Annotated in this window: 14 protein-coding genes; 11 read left to right on the forward strand and 3 right to left on the reverse strand. The window is 61.6% G+C overall.

Annotation, left to right across the window (positions count from 1 at the left end; all coding sequences use genetic code 11):
- Positions 1-10: 10 nt before the first annotated feature.
- Positions 11-2,269: an alpha-L-rhamnosidase gene (locus B9A97_RS23420; protein ID WP_084368307.1), complete on the reverse strand. Its 2,259-nt coding sequence runs from the start codon at positions 2,267-2,269 to the stop codon at positions 11-13.
- A gap of 216 nt (positions 2,270-2,485) precedes the next feature.
- Here B9A97_RS23420 and B9A97_RS23425 point away from each other — a divergent pair, with 216 nt between their 5' ends.
- Positions 2,486-3,511, forward strand: a complete 1,026-nt coding sequence (locus B9A97_RS23425; RefSeq protein ID WP_084368238.1) for a LacI family DNA-binding transcriptional regulator — start codon at positions 2,486-2,488, stop codon at positions 3,509-3,511.
- 142 nt (positions 3,512-3,653) lie between these two features.
- Here the strand turns inward: B9A97_RS23425 and B9A97_RS23430 are convergent, their stop codons facing one another.
- Positions 3,654-4,544 (reverse strand): LysR family transcriptional regulator, encoded by an 891-nt coding sequence (locus B9A97_RS23430; protein WP_084368239.1) that lies wholly within the window; start codon positions 4,542-4,544, stop codon positions 3,654-3,656.
- A 158-nt stretch (positions 4,545-4,702) separates the two neighbouring features.
- On the opposite strand from B9A97_RS23430, the gene B9A97_RS23435 reads away from it, so the two are divergent.
- The 6 genes from B9A97_RS23435 (at position 4,703) to B9A97_RS23455 (ending at position 9,593) form a co-directional block, all read left to right on the forward strand.
- Positions 4,703-5,149, forward strand: a complete 447-nt coding sequence (locus tag B9A97_RS23435; protein ID WP_084368240.1) for a (2Fe-2S)-binding protein — start codon at positions 4,703-4,705, stop codon at positions 5,147-5,149.
- Positions 5,150-5,166: 17 nt separating this feature from the next.
- Positions 5,167-7,410, forward strand: coding sequence for a xanthine dehydrogenase family protein molybdopterin-binding subunit (locus B9A97_RS23440; RefSeq protein ID WP_084368241.1), 2,244 nt, complete (start codon positions 5,167-5,169; stop codon positions 7,408-7,410).
- Positions 7,410-7,778, forward strand: coding sequence for a c-type cytochrome (locus B9A97_RS23445; RefSeq protein WP_084368242.1), 369 nt, complete (start codon positions 7,410-7,412; stop codon positions 7,776-7,778). The genes B9A97_RS23440 and B9A97_RS23445 overlap by 1 nt, the downstream gene beginning before the upstream one ends.
- 181 nt (positions 7,779-7,959) lie before the next feature.
- The gene (locus B9A97_RS29905) at positions 7,960-8,103 is read left to right on the forward strand and encodes a hypothetical protein (protein ID WP_179145378.1); all 144 of its coding nucleotides are present in this window, start codon (positions 7,960-7,962) and stop codon (positions 8,101-8,103) included.
- A gap of 38 nt (positions 8,104-8,141) precedes the next feature.
- Positions 8,142-8,552: a cyclophilin-like fold protein gene (locus tag B9A97_RS23450; protein ID WP_244564337.1), complete on the forward strand. Its 411-nt coding sequence runs from the start codon at positions 8,142-8,144 to the stop codon at positions 8,550-8,552.
- 24 nt (positions 8,553-8,576) lie between these two features.
- On the forward strand, positions 8,577-9,593 hold the full coding sequence (locus tag B9A97_RS23455) for a zinc-dependent alcohol dehydrogenase family protein (RefSeq protein WP_084368244.1): 1,017 nt from the start codon (positions 8,577-8,579) through the stop codon (positions 9,591-9,593).
- Between the two features lie 327 nt (positions 9,594-9,920).
- On the opposite strand, the gene B9A97_RS23460 is transcribed toward B9A97_RS23455, so the two are convergent.
- A complete protein-coding gene (locus B9A97_RS23460; protein WP_084368245.1) occupies positions 9,921-10,556 on the reverse strand; it encodes a hypothetical protein in 636 nt (211 codons plus the stop codon).
- 485 nt (positions 10,557-11,041) lie between these two features.
- Between B9A97_RS23460 and B9A97_RS23465 the strand changes: the two genes are divergently transcribed.
- The 4 genes from B9A97_RS23465 to B9A97_RS23480 all read left to right on the forward strand — a co-directional run bounded on the left by B9A97_RS23465 (position 11,042) and on the right by B9A97_RS23480 (position 15,114).
- Complete coding sequence (locus B9A97_RS23465; protein WP_084368246.1) at positions 11,042-11,953, forward strand: LysR family transcriptional regulator; 912 nt, start codon at positions 11,042-11,044, stop codon at positions 11,951-11,953.
- 157 nt (positions 11,954-12,110) lie between these two features.
- A complete protein-coding gene (locus tag B9A97_RS23470) occupies positions 12,111-12,563 on the forward strand; it encodes a (2Fe-2S)-binding protein (RefSeq protein ID WP_084368247.1) in 453 nt (150 codons plus the stop codon).
- A gap of 14 nt (positions 12,564-12,577) precedes the next feature.
- Positions 12,578-14,734 (forward strand): xanthine dehydrogenase family protein molybdopterin-binding subunit, encoded by a 2,157-nt coding sequence (locus tag B9A97_RS23475; RefSeq protein ID WP_084368248.1) that lies wholly within the window; start codon positions 12,578-12,580, stop codon positions 14,732-14,734.
- A complete protein-coding gene (locus B9A97_RS23480; protein ID WP_244564338.1) occupies positions 14,731-15,114 on the forward strand; it encodes a c-type cytochrome in 384 nt (127 codons plus the stop codon). Before B9A97_RS23475 ends, B9A97_RS23480 begins: the two co-directional genes overlap by 4 nt.
- The last annotated feature ends 65 nt before the right edge of the window (positions 15,115-15,179 follow it).

The raw sequence follows: 15,179 nt of genomic DNA on the forward strand, positions 1-15,179 counted from the left end.
CGACATCGGATCATATGCGAAAGGTGATGGTGTGCTCGCCTGCGCCGATCTCGGCCTTGGCTCCAGCGGCAAGCTCGCGGCCATCCACGACGACATTGCGTCGCGACGGCGTGGCATGGAAATGCCCCTTGACGCCCTCCGGCAGCGCGACGCGGTAGGTCACCTGCTCACCGGATAGGGTCCACTCCGCTTCGATGCGGCCCTTCTTGCTGCCGTGCCAGGCCTTGACGGGGGAGAGGGCCGGCAGGATGGCGGGGTCGACATCGATCTGTGTGAAACCAGCCCCTTCCGCCGTCGGCTTCAGGCCGGCGACATCCTCGAACAGCCACTGGCAAACCGCGCCATAGGCATAGTGATTGTAGCTGTTCATGTCGGGATCATAGATCGAGCCATCCTCTGCGATCGCGTCCCAGCGCTCCCAGATCGAGGTCGCGCCGCGCTCGACCTGGTAGAGCCAGCCCGGCACCTTGCGGTTCAGGAACACCTTCTCGGCGAGATCCAGCATGCCGAGCCGGGTGAGCGCCGGAAGCAGGGCTGGCGTGCCGATGAAACCGGTGCCGATCACGCCATCAGTCTCTTCGACGACGCGGCGGAAATAGGTTTTGGCGGCCGCCTCATAGTCCTCCGGAACGAGACCGTGGAGGAAGGCCAGCGACCAGGATGTCTGGTCATTATGGGCAATGCGGCCGGACGGGGAAAAGAACTCGGTGCGGAAGGCGGCACGGATCGCCTCGGCACGATCCGCCAGCCGCCGGGCATCATCCTCATGCCCCAGGATGCGGGCGATGCGCGCGGTGAGATCGGTCGAAATGAAATGATAGAGGGTGGCCGCGCAATCATCCGCCACGGTCGGTCGCGGCTTGCGATTGTCGCCGACCGGCTGCAGCCAGTCGCCGAACGTAAAGCCATGCTCGCCCCACACCGCCGGCGGACGAATGATCGGCCCGTCGGAGATGCCCCAGAGATAGTCGAGCCACTTGATCATGGCCGGAAAACACTCGGCCAGAACCTCGCGGTTTCCGTAGTGCAGATAGAGCTGCCACGGGATGATGACGATAGCATCACCCCAGCCGGTAGAGCCTGCCCAGTCGCCGCGCGTATCGATCGGATGCAGCCGGGTCGGATCCGGCGAGAAATGCGGGATTGCGCCATTGGCCCGCTGATCATGCATCACGTCGCGCAGATATTTGGCGAGGAAGCGCTCGCTATCGGCAAGCCAGCAGGCGGCTCCGGCGAAGACCTGCGCATCACCCGTCCAGCCCAGGCGCTCGTCACGCTGCGGGCAATCCGTGGGGATCTCGATGAAATTCGAGCGCTGCGACCAGATGGTGTTCTCGACCAGGCGGTTGACCGCCGCGACACCCGTGGAGATTCCCCCTGATGCGACCGGCACCGAGCTGATCGGCACCATCTCGATGGACAGGATCTTCACATCACCCTGAAGCGTGATGCGGGCATAGCGGAAGCCCATGAAGGTGAAGAGCGGGGCATAGATTTCCTCGCCCTCGCCAGACAGGATGTAGCGAAGCTCGGCGCGGGCGCTGCGATAGTTCCGGTTGTCGAAGGCCTTGTTTGGCCCCAGGATTTCGGAGTGCTCGACGCGGACCGAGGCGCCCGCCGTTCCGCTGAGCCGCAGCCGAATATAGGCGCCAGCATTCTGGCCGAAATCATAGAGGCTTCGGCCTTCGGCATCCTGCCACTGCTCGATGGGCAGAAGCGGTTCGAGTTCCCTCACGGCATCCGCTTCGTGCTGGACGAGCAGGCCCTTGTCGAAATCAAGCACCTCCACGCCGGCTTCGGCACGCGCCAGGATCCGGGCGTCATAATCTTCACCGTAGTAGATGCCGTTGCGGGTCACCGGGGTCAGGCCGCTTGTCCAAGTGGCGTCCGTCGATAGCAAGGCTGTACCATCCGCTTCGAGCTCGGCAATGGCGCCGACACGGTCACCCCAGCAGTTGAAGATCGGGTTCAAGGCCCAGAGAAGCTGGCTGCGATACCAGCCGTCGCCGAGCCAGATCTCGAGCCTGTTTTCGCCAGCCTGCAGCAGATCCGCGACCTCGTAAACCTGGAAGGCGATGCGGTCGTCATAGCAGGTCCAGCCCGGCGTCAGGAGGTCCGCTCCCACCCGCTTGCCATTGATGAAGGCGCGGTAGAGACCAAGCGCGGAGATTTTGAGCGTTGCCTTCGCCGGAACTTCGGACAGCTGCCATGTGGTAGCGACGAAGCTGCCTGCGGTGCCCTGCCCGGCATCGGTGCGAGGGGCAATCATTCTGGCGGTTGCGAAGCTCTTGCTGCCGGAAGGCAGGCTGGCAGGGGACAATGACGATCTATCCATCAGGGCGTTCTCCTCCGATTGCCGCACCCGAATTCGCAGCAAAAGGCATTTTGTGTATCGTTCTATGTATATCATTCTACAAACTTGTTTGCCGCGCAAGAGCTTTTTGCATATAGTGATAGCGAGAACGACACGCGGACGGGATTATCGATGGAAAAACAAAAGCTTGCGCTGCCAACGGATCGGGTGACGATACGCCATGTTGCCGAGCATGCCGGTGTTTCCGTCGCGGCAGTCTCGAAAGTGCTGCGCAATGCCTACGGGGTTTCGGACGCCTTGCGCAGCAAGGTGGAAAACTCCATCGACCTCTTGAAATACCGCCCCTCGACAGCCGCACGCGCCATGCGCGGGCGAACCCATACAGTCGGCATTCTCGTGGTGGAGCTCACCAATCCCTTTGTGCCCGTGCTTCTGGAGGGCATTGATGCCGGCCTTGAGCAAGCCAACTTCAAGGCGATGGTCGGGGTCGGCCGGGCCGCTTCGAAAATCGAGACGTCCATGATCGAATCGATGATCGACAATCGCATGGACGGTTTGATCCTGATCGGACCGCAGATTTCGGGCGCCGTCATTGCCGAATATGCCAAGCAGATCCCGATCGTGGCGATTGCGCATCACGAGCCGCAGGCAGCCTTTTACGACACCGTCAATTCCGATGACTTCCGCGGCGCACAGGTGGCGGTGGAGGCGCTCTATGCGCGCGGTCACCGCGATATTGCGATGCTCAGCTATGACCGCACTGGCAATCCCGGCTCGGTGGTCGCCGTCGTACGCGAAGCCGGCTATCGGGCCGCGATGCAGCGGCTGGGACTGGAGCAATGGACCCGGATGCTGCGCCTGCCGCATCCAAGCGAACCACGCGATACAGAGCTCGCTGCCCTCCTTGCCCAGCCTGACAGGCCGAGGGCTGTTTTTGCATGGTCGGATCTGGATGGTCTGAGGCTTCTCTCCGCCTGTCACGACGCCGGCATCGACGTGCCGGGGGAACTGGCGGTGATCGGCTATGACGACTGTTCGGTTGCCAAACTGCCCCTTGTGAATCTTTCAAGCATCGATCAGAGCCCGGCAGAAATCGGCGCGCGAGCAAGCGAGCTGCTGCTGAGCCGCATTGAGGGGCGTGCAGACGCACAGCATGTTTTGGTCGAACCAACGGCCGTGCTGCGCCGGAGCATCTGAGTTGGACTTGCCGATGGCGGGAAGCAGCCTAGCAAAGTCGGGAGAACCCTGGCGCGCTACCCACCACGTATTTGCAAGTGGCAACAACTGCTGCTGGGGCGCCCACAGCGTCACCTTCAGATTGCCAAGCCGAAAAGCGCGACTACTTCTGCTTCAACCCATCGACGATCACCCGAAACGCAGGCGCGTTGTGATGACGGCTGGGGTAATACAGGTAGTAACCCGGGAAAGGTGGCGTCCATTCCTCAAGAAGGGTCACGAGCGCGCCTGAGGCGAGTTGGGCAGCGACGAGGTCTTCGGGAACATAGGCGACACCCAGCCCTTTTACGGCCGCTTCGACCATCGGGTAGGTCGTGTTGAAAGTCAGTTGGCCTGTCACGCGGACACGCAACTCCTGTCCGTCCTTCTCGAATTCCCAGGCATAGAGCCCACCTCCCGTCGCCTGGCGCATGTTGATGCAGTTATGGCCGACCAGGTCCTGCGGATGGTGCGGCATCGGCCTGTCCGCCAGATATGCAGGCGATGCGACAACCAGCATGCGCCAGTCCGGGCCGATCCGAACGGCGATCATGTCCTTTTCGATGCTTTCGCCGAGGCGAACCCCCGCATCAAACCCATCCTCGACAATGTTGCGCAAGCCATTGTCACGGCTGAGTTCGACCCGAATGTCGGGATAGTCCTTCAGGATCGGCTGCAGTTTCGGCCAGACCAGCGTTTCCAGTGCGTGATCCGACAGTGTGATGCGAACGGTTCCAGCGGGCTTGTCGCGCAGGTCCGACAGGGCCGCAAGCTCACCGCGGATCGCCGTGATGCGCGGCAAAATCGCGTCGAACAGGCGCTCCCCGGCCTCTGTCAGCGAAACGCTGCGCGTTGTGCGGGTGAGAAGTCGTAGCCCAAGACGGGTTTCCAGACGCTTGATCGTGTGGCTGAGCGTCGATTGCGTGATGCCAAGCTTGGCCGCCGCCTTGGTGAAGCTGCGATCTTCTGCCAGCGCCAGGAACCAGAGCAGGTCGTTGAAATCTTCCCGGGCCATCGCGCAAACCTCACATTTCGGCATTTATGGTCGTCGTCGATAAATCTAAGCGACCCGGGCCGACTAATGCATATCAAATGCGCTTGATAGTGTGTGCCATGGAATAGTCCGCGGACTGGTCCCGCCCCTTCTCACCCGAACCGATCGAAGGACCTCACATGGAACTCAACATCAACGGAACACCGCAGCAAGTGGATGTCGAAGCCGATACCCCTCTGCTCTGGGTGCTGCGCGATACGCTGGGCATGACCGGCACCAAATACGGTTGTGGTCTGGCGCAATGCGGTGCCTGCACGGTGCTTGTCGATGGGCAGCCGACCCGCTCCTGCGTCACCACGATCGATACCGTGGTCGGCATGCAGATCACCACCATCGAGGCGATCACCGAGGATCCTGTCGGCCAGAAGGTGGTCGAGGCCTGGGTGGCGAACCAGGTGCCACAATGCGGCTACTGTCAGTCCGGCCAGGTCATGGCCGCGACCGCTCTGCTCAAGCAAACCCCTCAGCCGACCGAAGACGATATTGCCTCTGCCATGGTCAATCTCTGTCGCTGCGGAACCTACAATGCGATCGCCGCCGCCGTGCGCCAAGCGGCCCAGGCTTGATTGGAGGGATCACCACTATGAACCAGATCAGCAAAGACTCCGCCCTTGTTGCCTCGAGCCATGACATGCCGTTCAAGGTCTCGCGGCGCGGTTTCCTCGGCACGGTCGCCGGTGCCCTTGTTCTGGGCGTCACCCTGCCCGGCACGATCCGCCCGGCACTGGCCCAGGCCGCCGCGACGGCTGCTCCCGGAACGCGCGTTCCGGCCTTCATCGAGATCCGCCCCGACAGCACGGTGTTCTTCCGCAGCGCCTTCATCGAAGGCGGCCAGGGCATCTTCACCGCCATGGCACAGATCGTCGGTGAGGAGCTCGATGTCGATCCCACCAACTTCGTGGTCGAGGCGGCACCGCCCGGCCCGGACTACGGCCTCATGGGCGGTCTCCGCTTCACCGGCGGCAGTTTCTCTGTCCGCTCAAGCTACGACATCATGCGCAAGCTCGGTGCCTCTGCGCGTGGCATGCTGTTGCAAGCGGCGGCCCAAAGGCTGTCGGTGCCGGTGGCAGAGCTTTCGACAGAGCCGGGTCGCGTGTTGCATGCCGCATCTGGCCGCAGCCTCGCCTATGGCGAGATCGCCGAGGCCGCCGCGGGTCTGCCGGTTCCGGAAACCGTGACGCTGCGCCAATCCAAGGATTTCCGCTGGATCGGAAAGCCGGTCGAGCGCCTGGATGTCAGGGCGAAGTCGACGGGCAAGGCGCAGTATGCGATCGACACCAAGGTTGAGGGAATGCTCTACGCCGCGGTCCAGCACAGCCCGCGGCTGGGCCAGGAACCGGGCGCTCTGGCAAACGAAACCGAGATCAAGGCACGTGCGGGCGTGCATTCGGTACACACGCTTCCCGGAGCCGTGGCAGTCGTCGCGGACAGTTGGTGGCGTGCGCGCATGGCAGTCGAGGCGCTGCAGGTCTCGTGGACTGAAGCCGCAGCCGGCACGCCGCGTGCGATGCCTGCGGACTTTTCCAGCGCCGGCCATATGGAAAAGCTGAAGGCCACCACCGGCGAGGGCGTGACCTTCGAGGAAGAAGGGGACGCGGGCGCTGCTCTTTCGGCAGCGGCCAAGGTTGTTGAAGCGACCTATGATGCGCCGCATCTCGCCCATGGCCAGTTGGAACCGCCCTCCGCGGTTGCCCGCTGGAACGAGGACGGCACGCTCGAGCTCTGGGTTCCGAACCAGGCGCCAGAGATGTTCCAGGGTGATGCCGCCAAGGTCGCCGGAATCGCGCCGGAGAAGGTGATCATCCATTCGCCGATGCTGGGCGGCTTCTTCGGCCGCCACTTCCTCTACCAGAGCGCCAATCCGTATCCGCAGGCCATCCTCTTGTCCAAGGCTGTCGGGCGTCCGATCAAGCTCGTCTGGAGCCGCGAGGAGGAGTTCCTGCGTGACGCCCTGCGCCCCATGGCGGCTGTTCGCTTCCGGGCGGGACTGGACCAGGATGGTAACCCCACGGCATTCTCCGCTGTGGCATTGGGCGAAGGTCCCTCCGGACGCTGGTTTGGCCGCCAGCCCGACAAGGTCGATAGTTCCACTGTGGAGGGCATTGCCGGCAAGGTCTATGCGATCCCCAACAAGCGCGTTGCCCAGATCCATGTCGACGATCCAGCGACCATAGGCTTCTGGCGCTCGGTCGGCCATTCGATGAACGACTTCTTCTCGGAGACCTTCTTCGACGAAATGGCGGATGCCGGCGCCAAGGATCCCTATGAACTGCGTCTGGCGCTCCTGAAGAACAGCCCGCGTCATCATACGCTTTTGCAGGCGGTGGCCGAGCTCTCCGGCGGCTGGAAGCGCGGCCCGTTTGCGGCAGAGGATGGCAGCCGTCGCGCCCGGGGCGTTGCGATGGCATCCCCCTTCGGAAGCGAAGTGGCGACGATCGCCGAAGTCTCGCTCGGGGATGGCCAGGTTGTGGTGCACGACGTCTGGGTCGCCATCGACCCCGGTACGGTGGTCAATCCGCGGGTGATCGAGCATCAGGTCAACTCGGCCGTCGCGCTCGGCGTGTCCTCCGCACTCCTGGAGGAAGTCGTCTATGTCGACGGTGTTCCCCAGGCCCGCAACTATGATGGCTATCAGATCCTGACGCCGGACCGCATGCCCAAGGTGCATGTCCGCATCATCGAAAGCGGCGCACCGATCGGCGGCATCGGGGAGCCGGGCCTGCCGGGCGTGCCGCCTGCCATCGCCAATGCCGTCGCCGTGCTTGCGACGGAGCGACCGCGCAGCCTGCCACTCTCCAAGACGGCGTTCCAGGAGAAGCAGGCTTGATGCTGGGCATTGCGAAGCAGATTGCGGCCGTCGTGCTTGTCACCGCGCTGGTCCCGCAGGTCCATGCCCAGGATGCGGCGGACGGCCAGAAGCTGTTCCAGCAGCGCTGCGGTGCCTGTCACCAGATCGACAGCACGCGCAATGGCGTCGGCCCGCATCTGCAAGGCGTCATCGGCCGGGCATCCGGGAGCGTGGAAGGCTTCCGCTACTCGCCTGCCATGCAGGGCGCCGGCATCACCTGGGATGCGGCACAGCTTGATACCTTCCTCACCAATCCCGGAGGATTGGTGAAGGGGACGAGGATGACGCAACGCTTCGCCAAGGCCGAGGAGCGCAAGGCCATCATAGACTTCCTCGCCACGCGCTGACCCGTGCCTGCTAAAACATGCGACGCGATCTCCCGCTCTGCCCCACTGGGCGGGAGATCCTTCATTGATGGCTCCTATCGATAAATCCATACGATATGACCCCGCTAATCGGGACAATCGCAACGGACTACAAAGGACGCGAGAGACGGCATGTCGCCACTTTCGAAGGATGATGTAGGCCATGACCGAGCTGACCTATCGCGACGCACAGAAATCCCAGTGGCTCTCCCGTTTCTGCCTTGACGAGGCCGAAGCTGGCAGCGGTCTCCTCTTCGGCTCTTCGCTGACCGCCTGGGCCGCGCGCTCCAATTGGGAGAATACATAGTGAACGGGGACTATCGTCTGACCCGCAGGACACTGCTAATGGCCGGGGCACTGAGCCCTCTGCTACCTCCATTCACCCATGCGCAGGAGCAGGCCCTGATGAACGTGCGTTTCAGCTTCAGTGACCAGAATTTCACCGCCACCCTGTTTGACAACGTATCGGCGCGCGACTTCGCCTCCATGTTGCCGCTCGAGGTCGAGGTGTCTGACTATTCAACGAATGAGAAGATCGCCTACCTGCCGCGCAAGCTCAATCCTGAAGCGCGCGGTCCATTCCCGAATGCCGCTCCGGGGGATCTGTGCTACTACATCCCCTGGGGAAATCTTGCCCTGTTCCATGGCGACTATATTTCCACGCGAGACCTGATCCGCCTCGGGCGCCTGGATGGAGGCGTGACGCCGCTGCTTGAGCGCGGCACCTATCCGATGCGCATGACCCGTATTTCCTGACAGCCCGGCGAAAGGACAAGACCCATGCTGGCAACCGTACTCCATGGCAAAGGCGATATCCGCTGCGAAGAGGTCGCTGAACCCAGAATTCTCAAACCCACCGATGCCATTATCAAACTTGCGGCGTCCTGCGTCTGCGGCTCGGATCTATGGCCCTATCGTGGCCTGCAGCCGATGAATGGCCCTGCCAATATGGGCCATGAATATTGCGGTGTCGTCGTCGAGGTCGGTGAGGCCGTGAAGACAGTAAAGCCCGGCCAGTTTGTCGTCGGCTCGTTCTGCCTCTCGGACAATACCTGCCCGCATTGCCGCTTCGGCTTCCAGTCCTCCTGCGAGCAGCGGGAATTCATGACGGGTGCGCAGGCGCCCTATGCGCGGATCCCGCTCGCTGACGGAACGCTGGTCGCCACCCCGCACATGCCCGATGACGACCTGATCCCGAGCCTGCTCGCCGTCTCTGACGTGCTCGGCACCGGATGGTATGCCGCCGATGCGGCCCGCGTTTCGGAAGGCTCGACGGCGGTTGTCGTTGGCGATGGCGCCGTCGGACTGATGGGTGTCCTGGCCGCCAAGCAGATGGGCGCCGAGAGGATCATCGCCATGAGCCGCCACAAGAGCCGGCAGGATCTGGCGCTCGAATTCGGCGCCACTCATATCGTCTCAGAACGCGGCGATGACGGTGTGAAACGGATCAAGGAGATCACCGACGGCGTCGGCGCCGAATCCGTGCTCGAATGCGTCGGCACGCAGGAATCCATGTCCCAGGCGATCAGTTGCGCGCGCCCTGGCGGGCATATCGGCTTTGTCGGCGTGCCACACGGCGTCCAGATCGCGGGTCAGGACCTATTCTTCGCCCAGAAAAGCCTGATGGGCGGCCCTGCCCCCGTGCGCCGCTACCTGCCTTACCTCATGGATATGGTGCTCAAACGAGAGATCAATCCGGGACGCGTCTTCGACCTTGAGATTCCGCTCGCCGATGTCGCCGAAGGCTACCGCGCCATGGACGAAAGGCGTGCGATCAAGACGCTGCTGCGACTGTAACGGCTGCCAGTTGGCGCCCCGCAAGACCAACCGGAATCGCAAGGAACTCTGCCATCGGATCAAGATCCGGTGGCCTGGCAATCGCGGCGGCGCGTTCTGCCGCCGCCGGTAGGCGGTCTCGCAGCCCTGGCCAATCGCTTTGCCACTAGCCTTGCCTGAATGCGCATCGTCCTGCTACCGCCGCCTATGGCTGGGACCGAGACACTAAAAATGCCTCAAGTTCCGTAGCCGACGTCTGCCTAGAACCAGGTGTCGCCATTCTAAATCGGGCCGCCTAGTTCAAAGCAATCCCGCTGGCATGTGCCTCTTCTATTAAATCAGGCTAAATTATTTTTCTTGAAAACACGAAGTTAAATACCTCTTAAAGGCTAGCGCCTTGCCCTCGTTTGGGATTTTTATACTTTTGATAATTCTGTTCCAGGAGTTCAAATTGATATAAACATCTTCGTTTTCAATGATATATTTGATAACTTGCCCCGGAATTTTGTTGGAAAAATGAAAATACGCTCCCCATAAGTAATCATCAGGGCCATCTTCCTCACCCTCCGACTCCACAGAGTAAACCATTTTATCAAGACTGCTTATGTAGGGATGGTCGATTGGATGTTTTTTCAAATCGTCAACGCCTGATATCGACAGGTACAATTGAAATCTAGATGTGTAAAATCTATCATAGCCGGAATACGACTTGTCTTCACGAGCTCTAGGAAATGAAAAGTTATTTAAATCGCTATTTCTCAGTGGAAGTATGAGTTCCATCGACTGAGGCAGTTCATCATGGGGATCGTCGCAATACAACACGACTTCGCTCCCGAGCTCATTCGTCTTTATATCTTCGAAAAATGATAACCCCAAGTCACCAACATTATAGACTCCAAAATCCTGACCATGCAGAGGATACGAAAGAAACATCAGGAACAAAAAGCTCAAATATTTCAAAGTATATCTCACTTCAATCCCCATAATCTCCACCCACAAACAGCGCCCCAGCCGCCTTGATGCCGTATCGTGTCGTGACGTGAACGAGGGCGTGGCTGGTATTGAGCGAGGCGGCTCATTGCTTGACAGCAGCGACCAGCACAAAAAAGACCTTTGCCCGCCGAAGCGGATGCGGGGTGAGATCCAAGGCGATGACATGCACGATCACAAACAGCGGCCCGCCCGAAAGCATGCAACCGCCAGCAACCGCACAAGCGATCCAGACTGTCAGGTCATACCGCAACTCACTCCACCATGCGCGACGGGCGCGGTTGCACCTTATTGAAATGTTCGTTCAGCTTCCAGTGGAAAACGGCTGATCGCGAAACACCGGGACGGCATGATGCGGCTTCAGTATTCCCTTAATTCCTTGATTTCTCACTCCTGCCGGATAGTGTGCGGCATCATTGGCGACCTGACGCTCGAAGCGGTGGCCCACAGGTGATGCCCAGGGGAGTCGATGGGGAAACATGGCCCGCCAGAACCCGTTTGATGGATTGGCCGAATTCCTGGCGGTCGCGAATAACAAAAGCGTTCGCAAGGCGGCCCTGGACCTTGAGGTGACGCCGGGAGCGGTTAGCCAGGCGTTGCAGAAGCTCGAGCGTCGATTGGGTACGCCGCTGTTTCACCGGACCACGCGACGGATCGCGCTGACGGAGGCCGGGGAAGCGTTGCTGGCCGATATTGCACCGGCGACGGAGGTGATCGAGGCGAGCCTGAACCAGGCCTCGGGTGCATCCAGCGAACCCTCCGGCACCCTGAAGCTGCTGGTGGAGCGCCTTGCGGTGCCGTTTGTGATCGAGCCGATCCTGCCCGACTTCTGCGCGGCATGGCCGAAGGTCAAGGTGGATATCACGGTCAGCAACCGGCATCATGATTTCGTGGCGGGTGGCTATGATGCCGGGATCATCATCGGCCCCTATATCGCCCAGGACATGATCGCCGTGAGGCTGTCGCCGCACTTTCACTGGGCGGTCTTCGGATCGCCGGAGTATTTCCGCAAGCATGGCCGCCCCATGGTTCCGGCGGACCTTGCCAGGCATAATTGCATCAGGTTTCGCCGCCCCGAGAAGGGCGATATCTATCGCTGGGAATTCCTGGAGAATGGACAAAACATCAGCATCGAGCCCAGCGGTCCCGTGACCGTCAACGATGGCGAGTTGATGCAAAGGCTCGCGGCGCGCGGCCAGGGGCTGATCTATTCCTCCACCTATCACGCATCCCACCGGGTTGCCTCCGGCCAGCTCGAGCCCGTTCTGCTCGACTATTCACCCGGCACGGACGGACTGTTTCTCTACTTCACAAAGGCTGCCCAGACACAGCCGAAGCTGCGTGCCTTCATTGATGCCTGCTCGGAACTGAGACGCGCATCGGCCGATTGAGCGGCGCGGAGCGTGGCCGAACCTTGAGATCAGCGGGTTCGTCCACCGTGCCAATTGTTTAGCCAGACTATATAACGAGTGCAGCAAACGGCAGTTTATCCACGCCAATAATCCAGTCATGTTCCGCCGGACGACAGGTCCTCAACGGAGCATGCGCATGGCCTTTTCCATCAAGATCAACGGGCAAACCCATTCAGTCGATGTCGATGGCGACACACCACTGCTGTGGGTCATCCGCGACGTCATCGGCATGACGGGAACCAAGTTCGGTTGCGGCCAGGCGCTGTGCGGCGCCTGCACGGTCCATGTCGACGGCATTCCGACCCGCTCCTGCGTCACGTCCATCGACAGCATTGCCGAGAGCCAGGTCACGACGATCGAAGCCCTGGACACCCTGCCGCATGGCAAGGCGCTGCAGAACGCCTGGATAGAGCTGGAAGTCCCGCAATGCGGCTATTGCCAGTCGGGCCAGCTCATGTCGGCCGCAGCACTGCTGGCTGAAACGCCGGAACCAACCGATGCCGACATCGACAGCGCCATGTCCGGGAACGTCTGTCGCTGCGGAACCCATCAACGCATTCGTGCCGCCATCAAGCTCGCCAGCGCCTGAACGGAGAAGAGATCATGTCGAACACCTTATCCGCTCCCCGCTTGAACCGACGCAATTTCCTGAAGGCGAGTGCAGCACTCGGCGGCGGTCTCGTCGTCAACCTCGGATTTGCGCCCAATACCCTCCTCGCGGCGGAAGAGTTTGCACCAAACGCCTTCATCCGGATCGACCGCCGGGGTCTCGTCACCTTCGTGATGCCGCAGGTGGAAATGGGGCAAGGCATCTATACCGCACAGGCGATGCTGATTGCCGAGGAGCTGGATGTGTCGCTCGACGAGGTGAGGATCGAGCCTGCGCCTGTCAACGAGGCGCTCTATGGCCATCCCATGCTTCGCCGCCAGACCACAGGCGGCTCGACCTCCATCCGCGCGTTCTGGACGCCCCTGCGAACGGCCGGTGCGACGGCGCGACAGTTGCTGATGCAGGCCGCAGCCGCGGAATGGAATGTCGACGTTGCGTCGTGTCGCACGCAAGACGGCTTTGTCCTGCATCCGGATGGACAGACCAGACGGGCCTATGGCGAACTGGTCGATCGGGCCGCCTCTCTCCCGCAGCCTCCCGCCGAGGCCATCACGCTGAAACAGCCGTCCGACTTCAAGCTTCTCGGCACCGCCCGCAAGCGTCTCGACACGCGCGGGAAAACCAACGGAACGCTGAAATACGGTATCGACGCCTCTCCGGCCGGGACCAGGATTGCCGCCATCGCGATATCGCCCGTCTTGGGCGGCAAGCCGATGTCGGTGAACGAGCCGGCGGCCTTGGCCATCAAAGGCGTGCGGCAGGTCGTCGTAACAGATGATTCCGTAGCCGTGGTTGCAGACCACACGGGCGCCGCCAAGAAGGGCCTGGAAGCTGCGGCCATAACCTGGGATGACGGTCCGAACCGGACCGTGTCCCAGGCCGATATCATCCGGCAGCTTGACGAACAGTCGCAGCAGGCGGGCGCCGTGGCGCGCAGCGAGGGAGATGTGGCAGCCGCACTTTCCGCCGCCGCAGTGCGGATCGACGCCGTCTATCAACTGCCCTTCCTGGCGCATACGGCTATGGAGCCGATGAACTGCACCGTTCATGTGCGCGACGATGCCTGCGAATTGTGGGTCGGCACACAGAACATGTCGTCCGCCAAGCAGGCCACCGCGGCGGTGACAGTCCTGCCGCCGGAAAAGATCATTATCCACAATCACATCGTGGGCGGCGGCTTCGGCCGCCGGTTGGAAGTCGACGGCATTGTCCATGCGGTGAAGATAGCAAAGCAGGTCAAGGGTCCGGTCAAGGTGATCTGGAGCCGCGAGGAAGACATCCAGCACGGCTACTACAGACCCTATTATTATGACCGCATATCCGGCGGCATTGATAGCGACGGAAACCCCGTTGCCTGGAGCCACCGGGTGTCCGGATCCTCGATCTTCGCCCGGATTGCACCGCCTGTCATGCAGAGCGGCGTCGACCCCGATGGCGTCGAAGGGGCCGCCCATCCTCCCTACAAGCTTCCGGCCATCCAGGTGGAGTTCAAGCAGGTGGAGCCGCAGGGCGTGCTGACGAGCTGGTGGCGCGGTGTTGGACCGTCGCACAACATCTTCGTGGTCGAGAGCTTCATCGACGAACTGGCCGCGGCGGCAAAGACGGATCCGGTCGACTATCGCAAGAGGCTCCTCTCGGAGAACCCACGCGCATTGAAAGTCTTCCAGCTGGTTGCGGAAAAGGCGGGCTGGGGCGAAGCACTTCCCGAGCGGCAGGGTCGCGGCGTGGCGGTCCAGTTCGCCTTCGGCACCTATCTGGCCATGGTTGCCGACGTATCGGTGGCGGCCGATGGAACGGTTCGGGTGACACGCATCTTCACGGCGGTCGATTGTGGCCTGACGGTCAATCCTGATACGATCGCAGCCCAGATGGAAGGGGGCGCGCTTTACGGCCTGACGGCGGCGCTTCATGGCGCCATCACATTCGCAGACGGCCGCGTCGAGCAAGGCAATTTCGACACCTACTTGCCGCTACGCATCGACGAGGCACCGCATGTGGAAACGCATATCGTGCCAAGCGCCGAAGCGCCCGGCGGCATCGGCGAGGCCGCGACATCCGCCGTCTTCCCCGCCGTGACCAACGCCATCTTTGCGGCGACGGCCAAGCGCATCCGAACCTTGCCCATCAATCCGGAGGACTTGAAGGCATGACCATGGGCAAGGCACTGCGTTTGATCTCGTCTTTGGCCATGGTTGCTCTTGCTGACCAGGCCGCAGCAGCCGGAACAGGCGACCCGGCGAATGGGCAGCGGCTGTTCAGCCGCTGTTCCGCCTGCCATTCGATTCAGGGCGATAACAAGTCAGGACCGGCACTGAACGGCGTGATCGACCGGAAGGCTGCTGGCGTCGAAGGCTATGACTACTCCTCCGCGCTGGCGAATTCCGGCATCACCTGGACCGAGGACACGCTCGATAAATACCTCGCGGGCCCGACACGCCTGGTGCGTGGAACGCGCATGACCATCAGCGTGTCCAGGGAGCAGGAGCGCGCTGACATCATCGCCTACCTCAAGTCGCTTGGGAGACCGTAAAAAGTTCTCCCGCATCAGCAAACACTGCCGACACCCACAAGGGTGTCGGCCAGATGCAAGCCCGC

Origin of the sequence: Rhizobium sp. RU36D (genome assembly GCF_900176345.1) — a bacterium.
Classification (GTDB): domain Bacteria; phylum Pseudomonadota; class Alphaproteobacteria; order Rhizobiales; family Rhizobiaceae; genus Allorhizobium.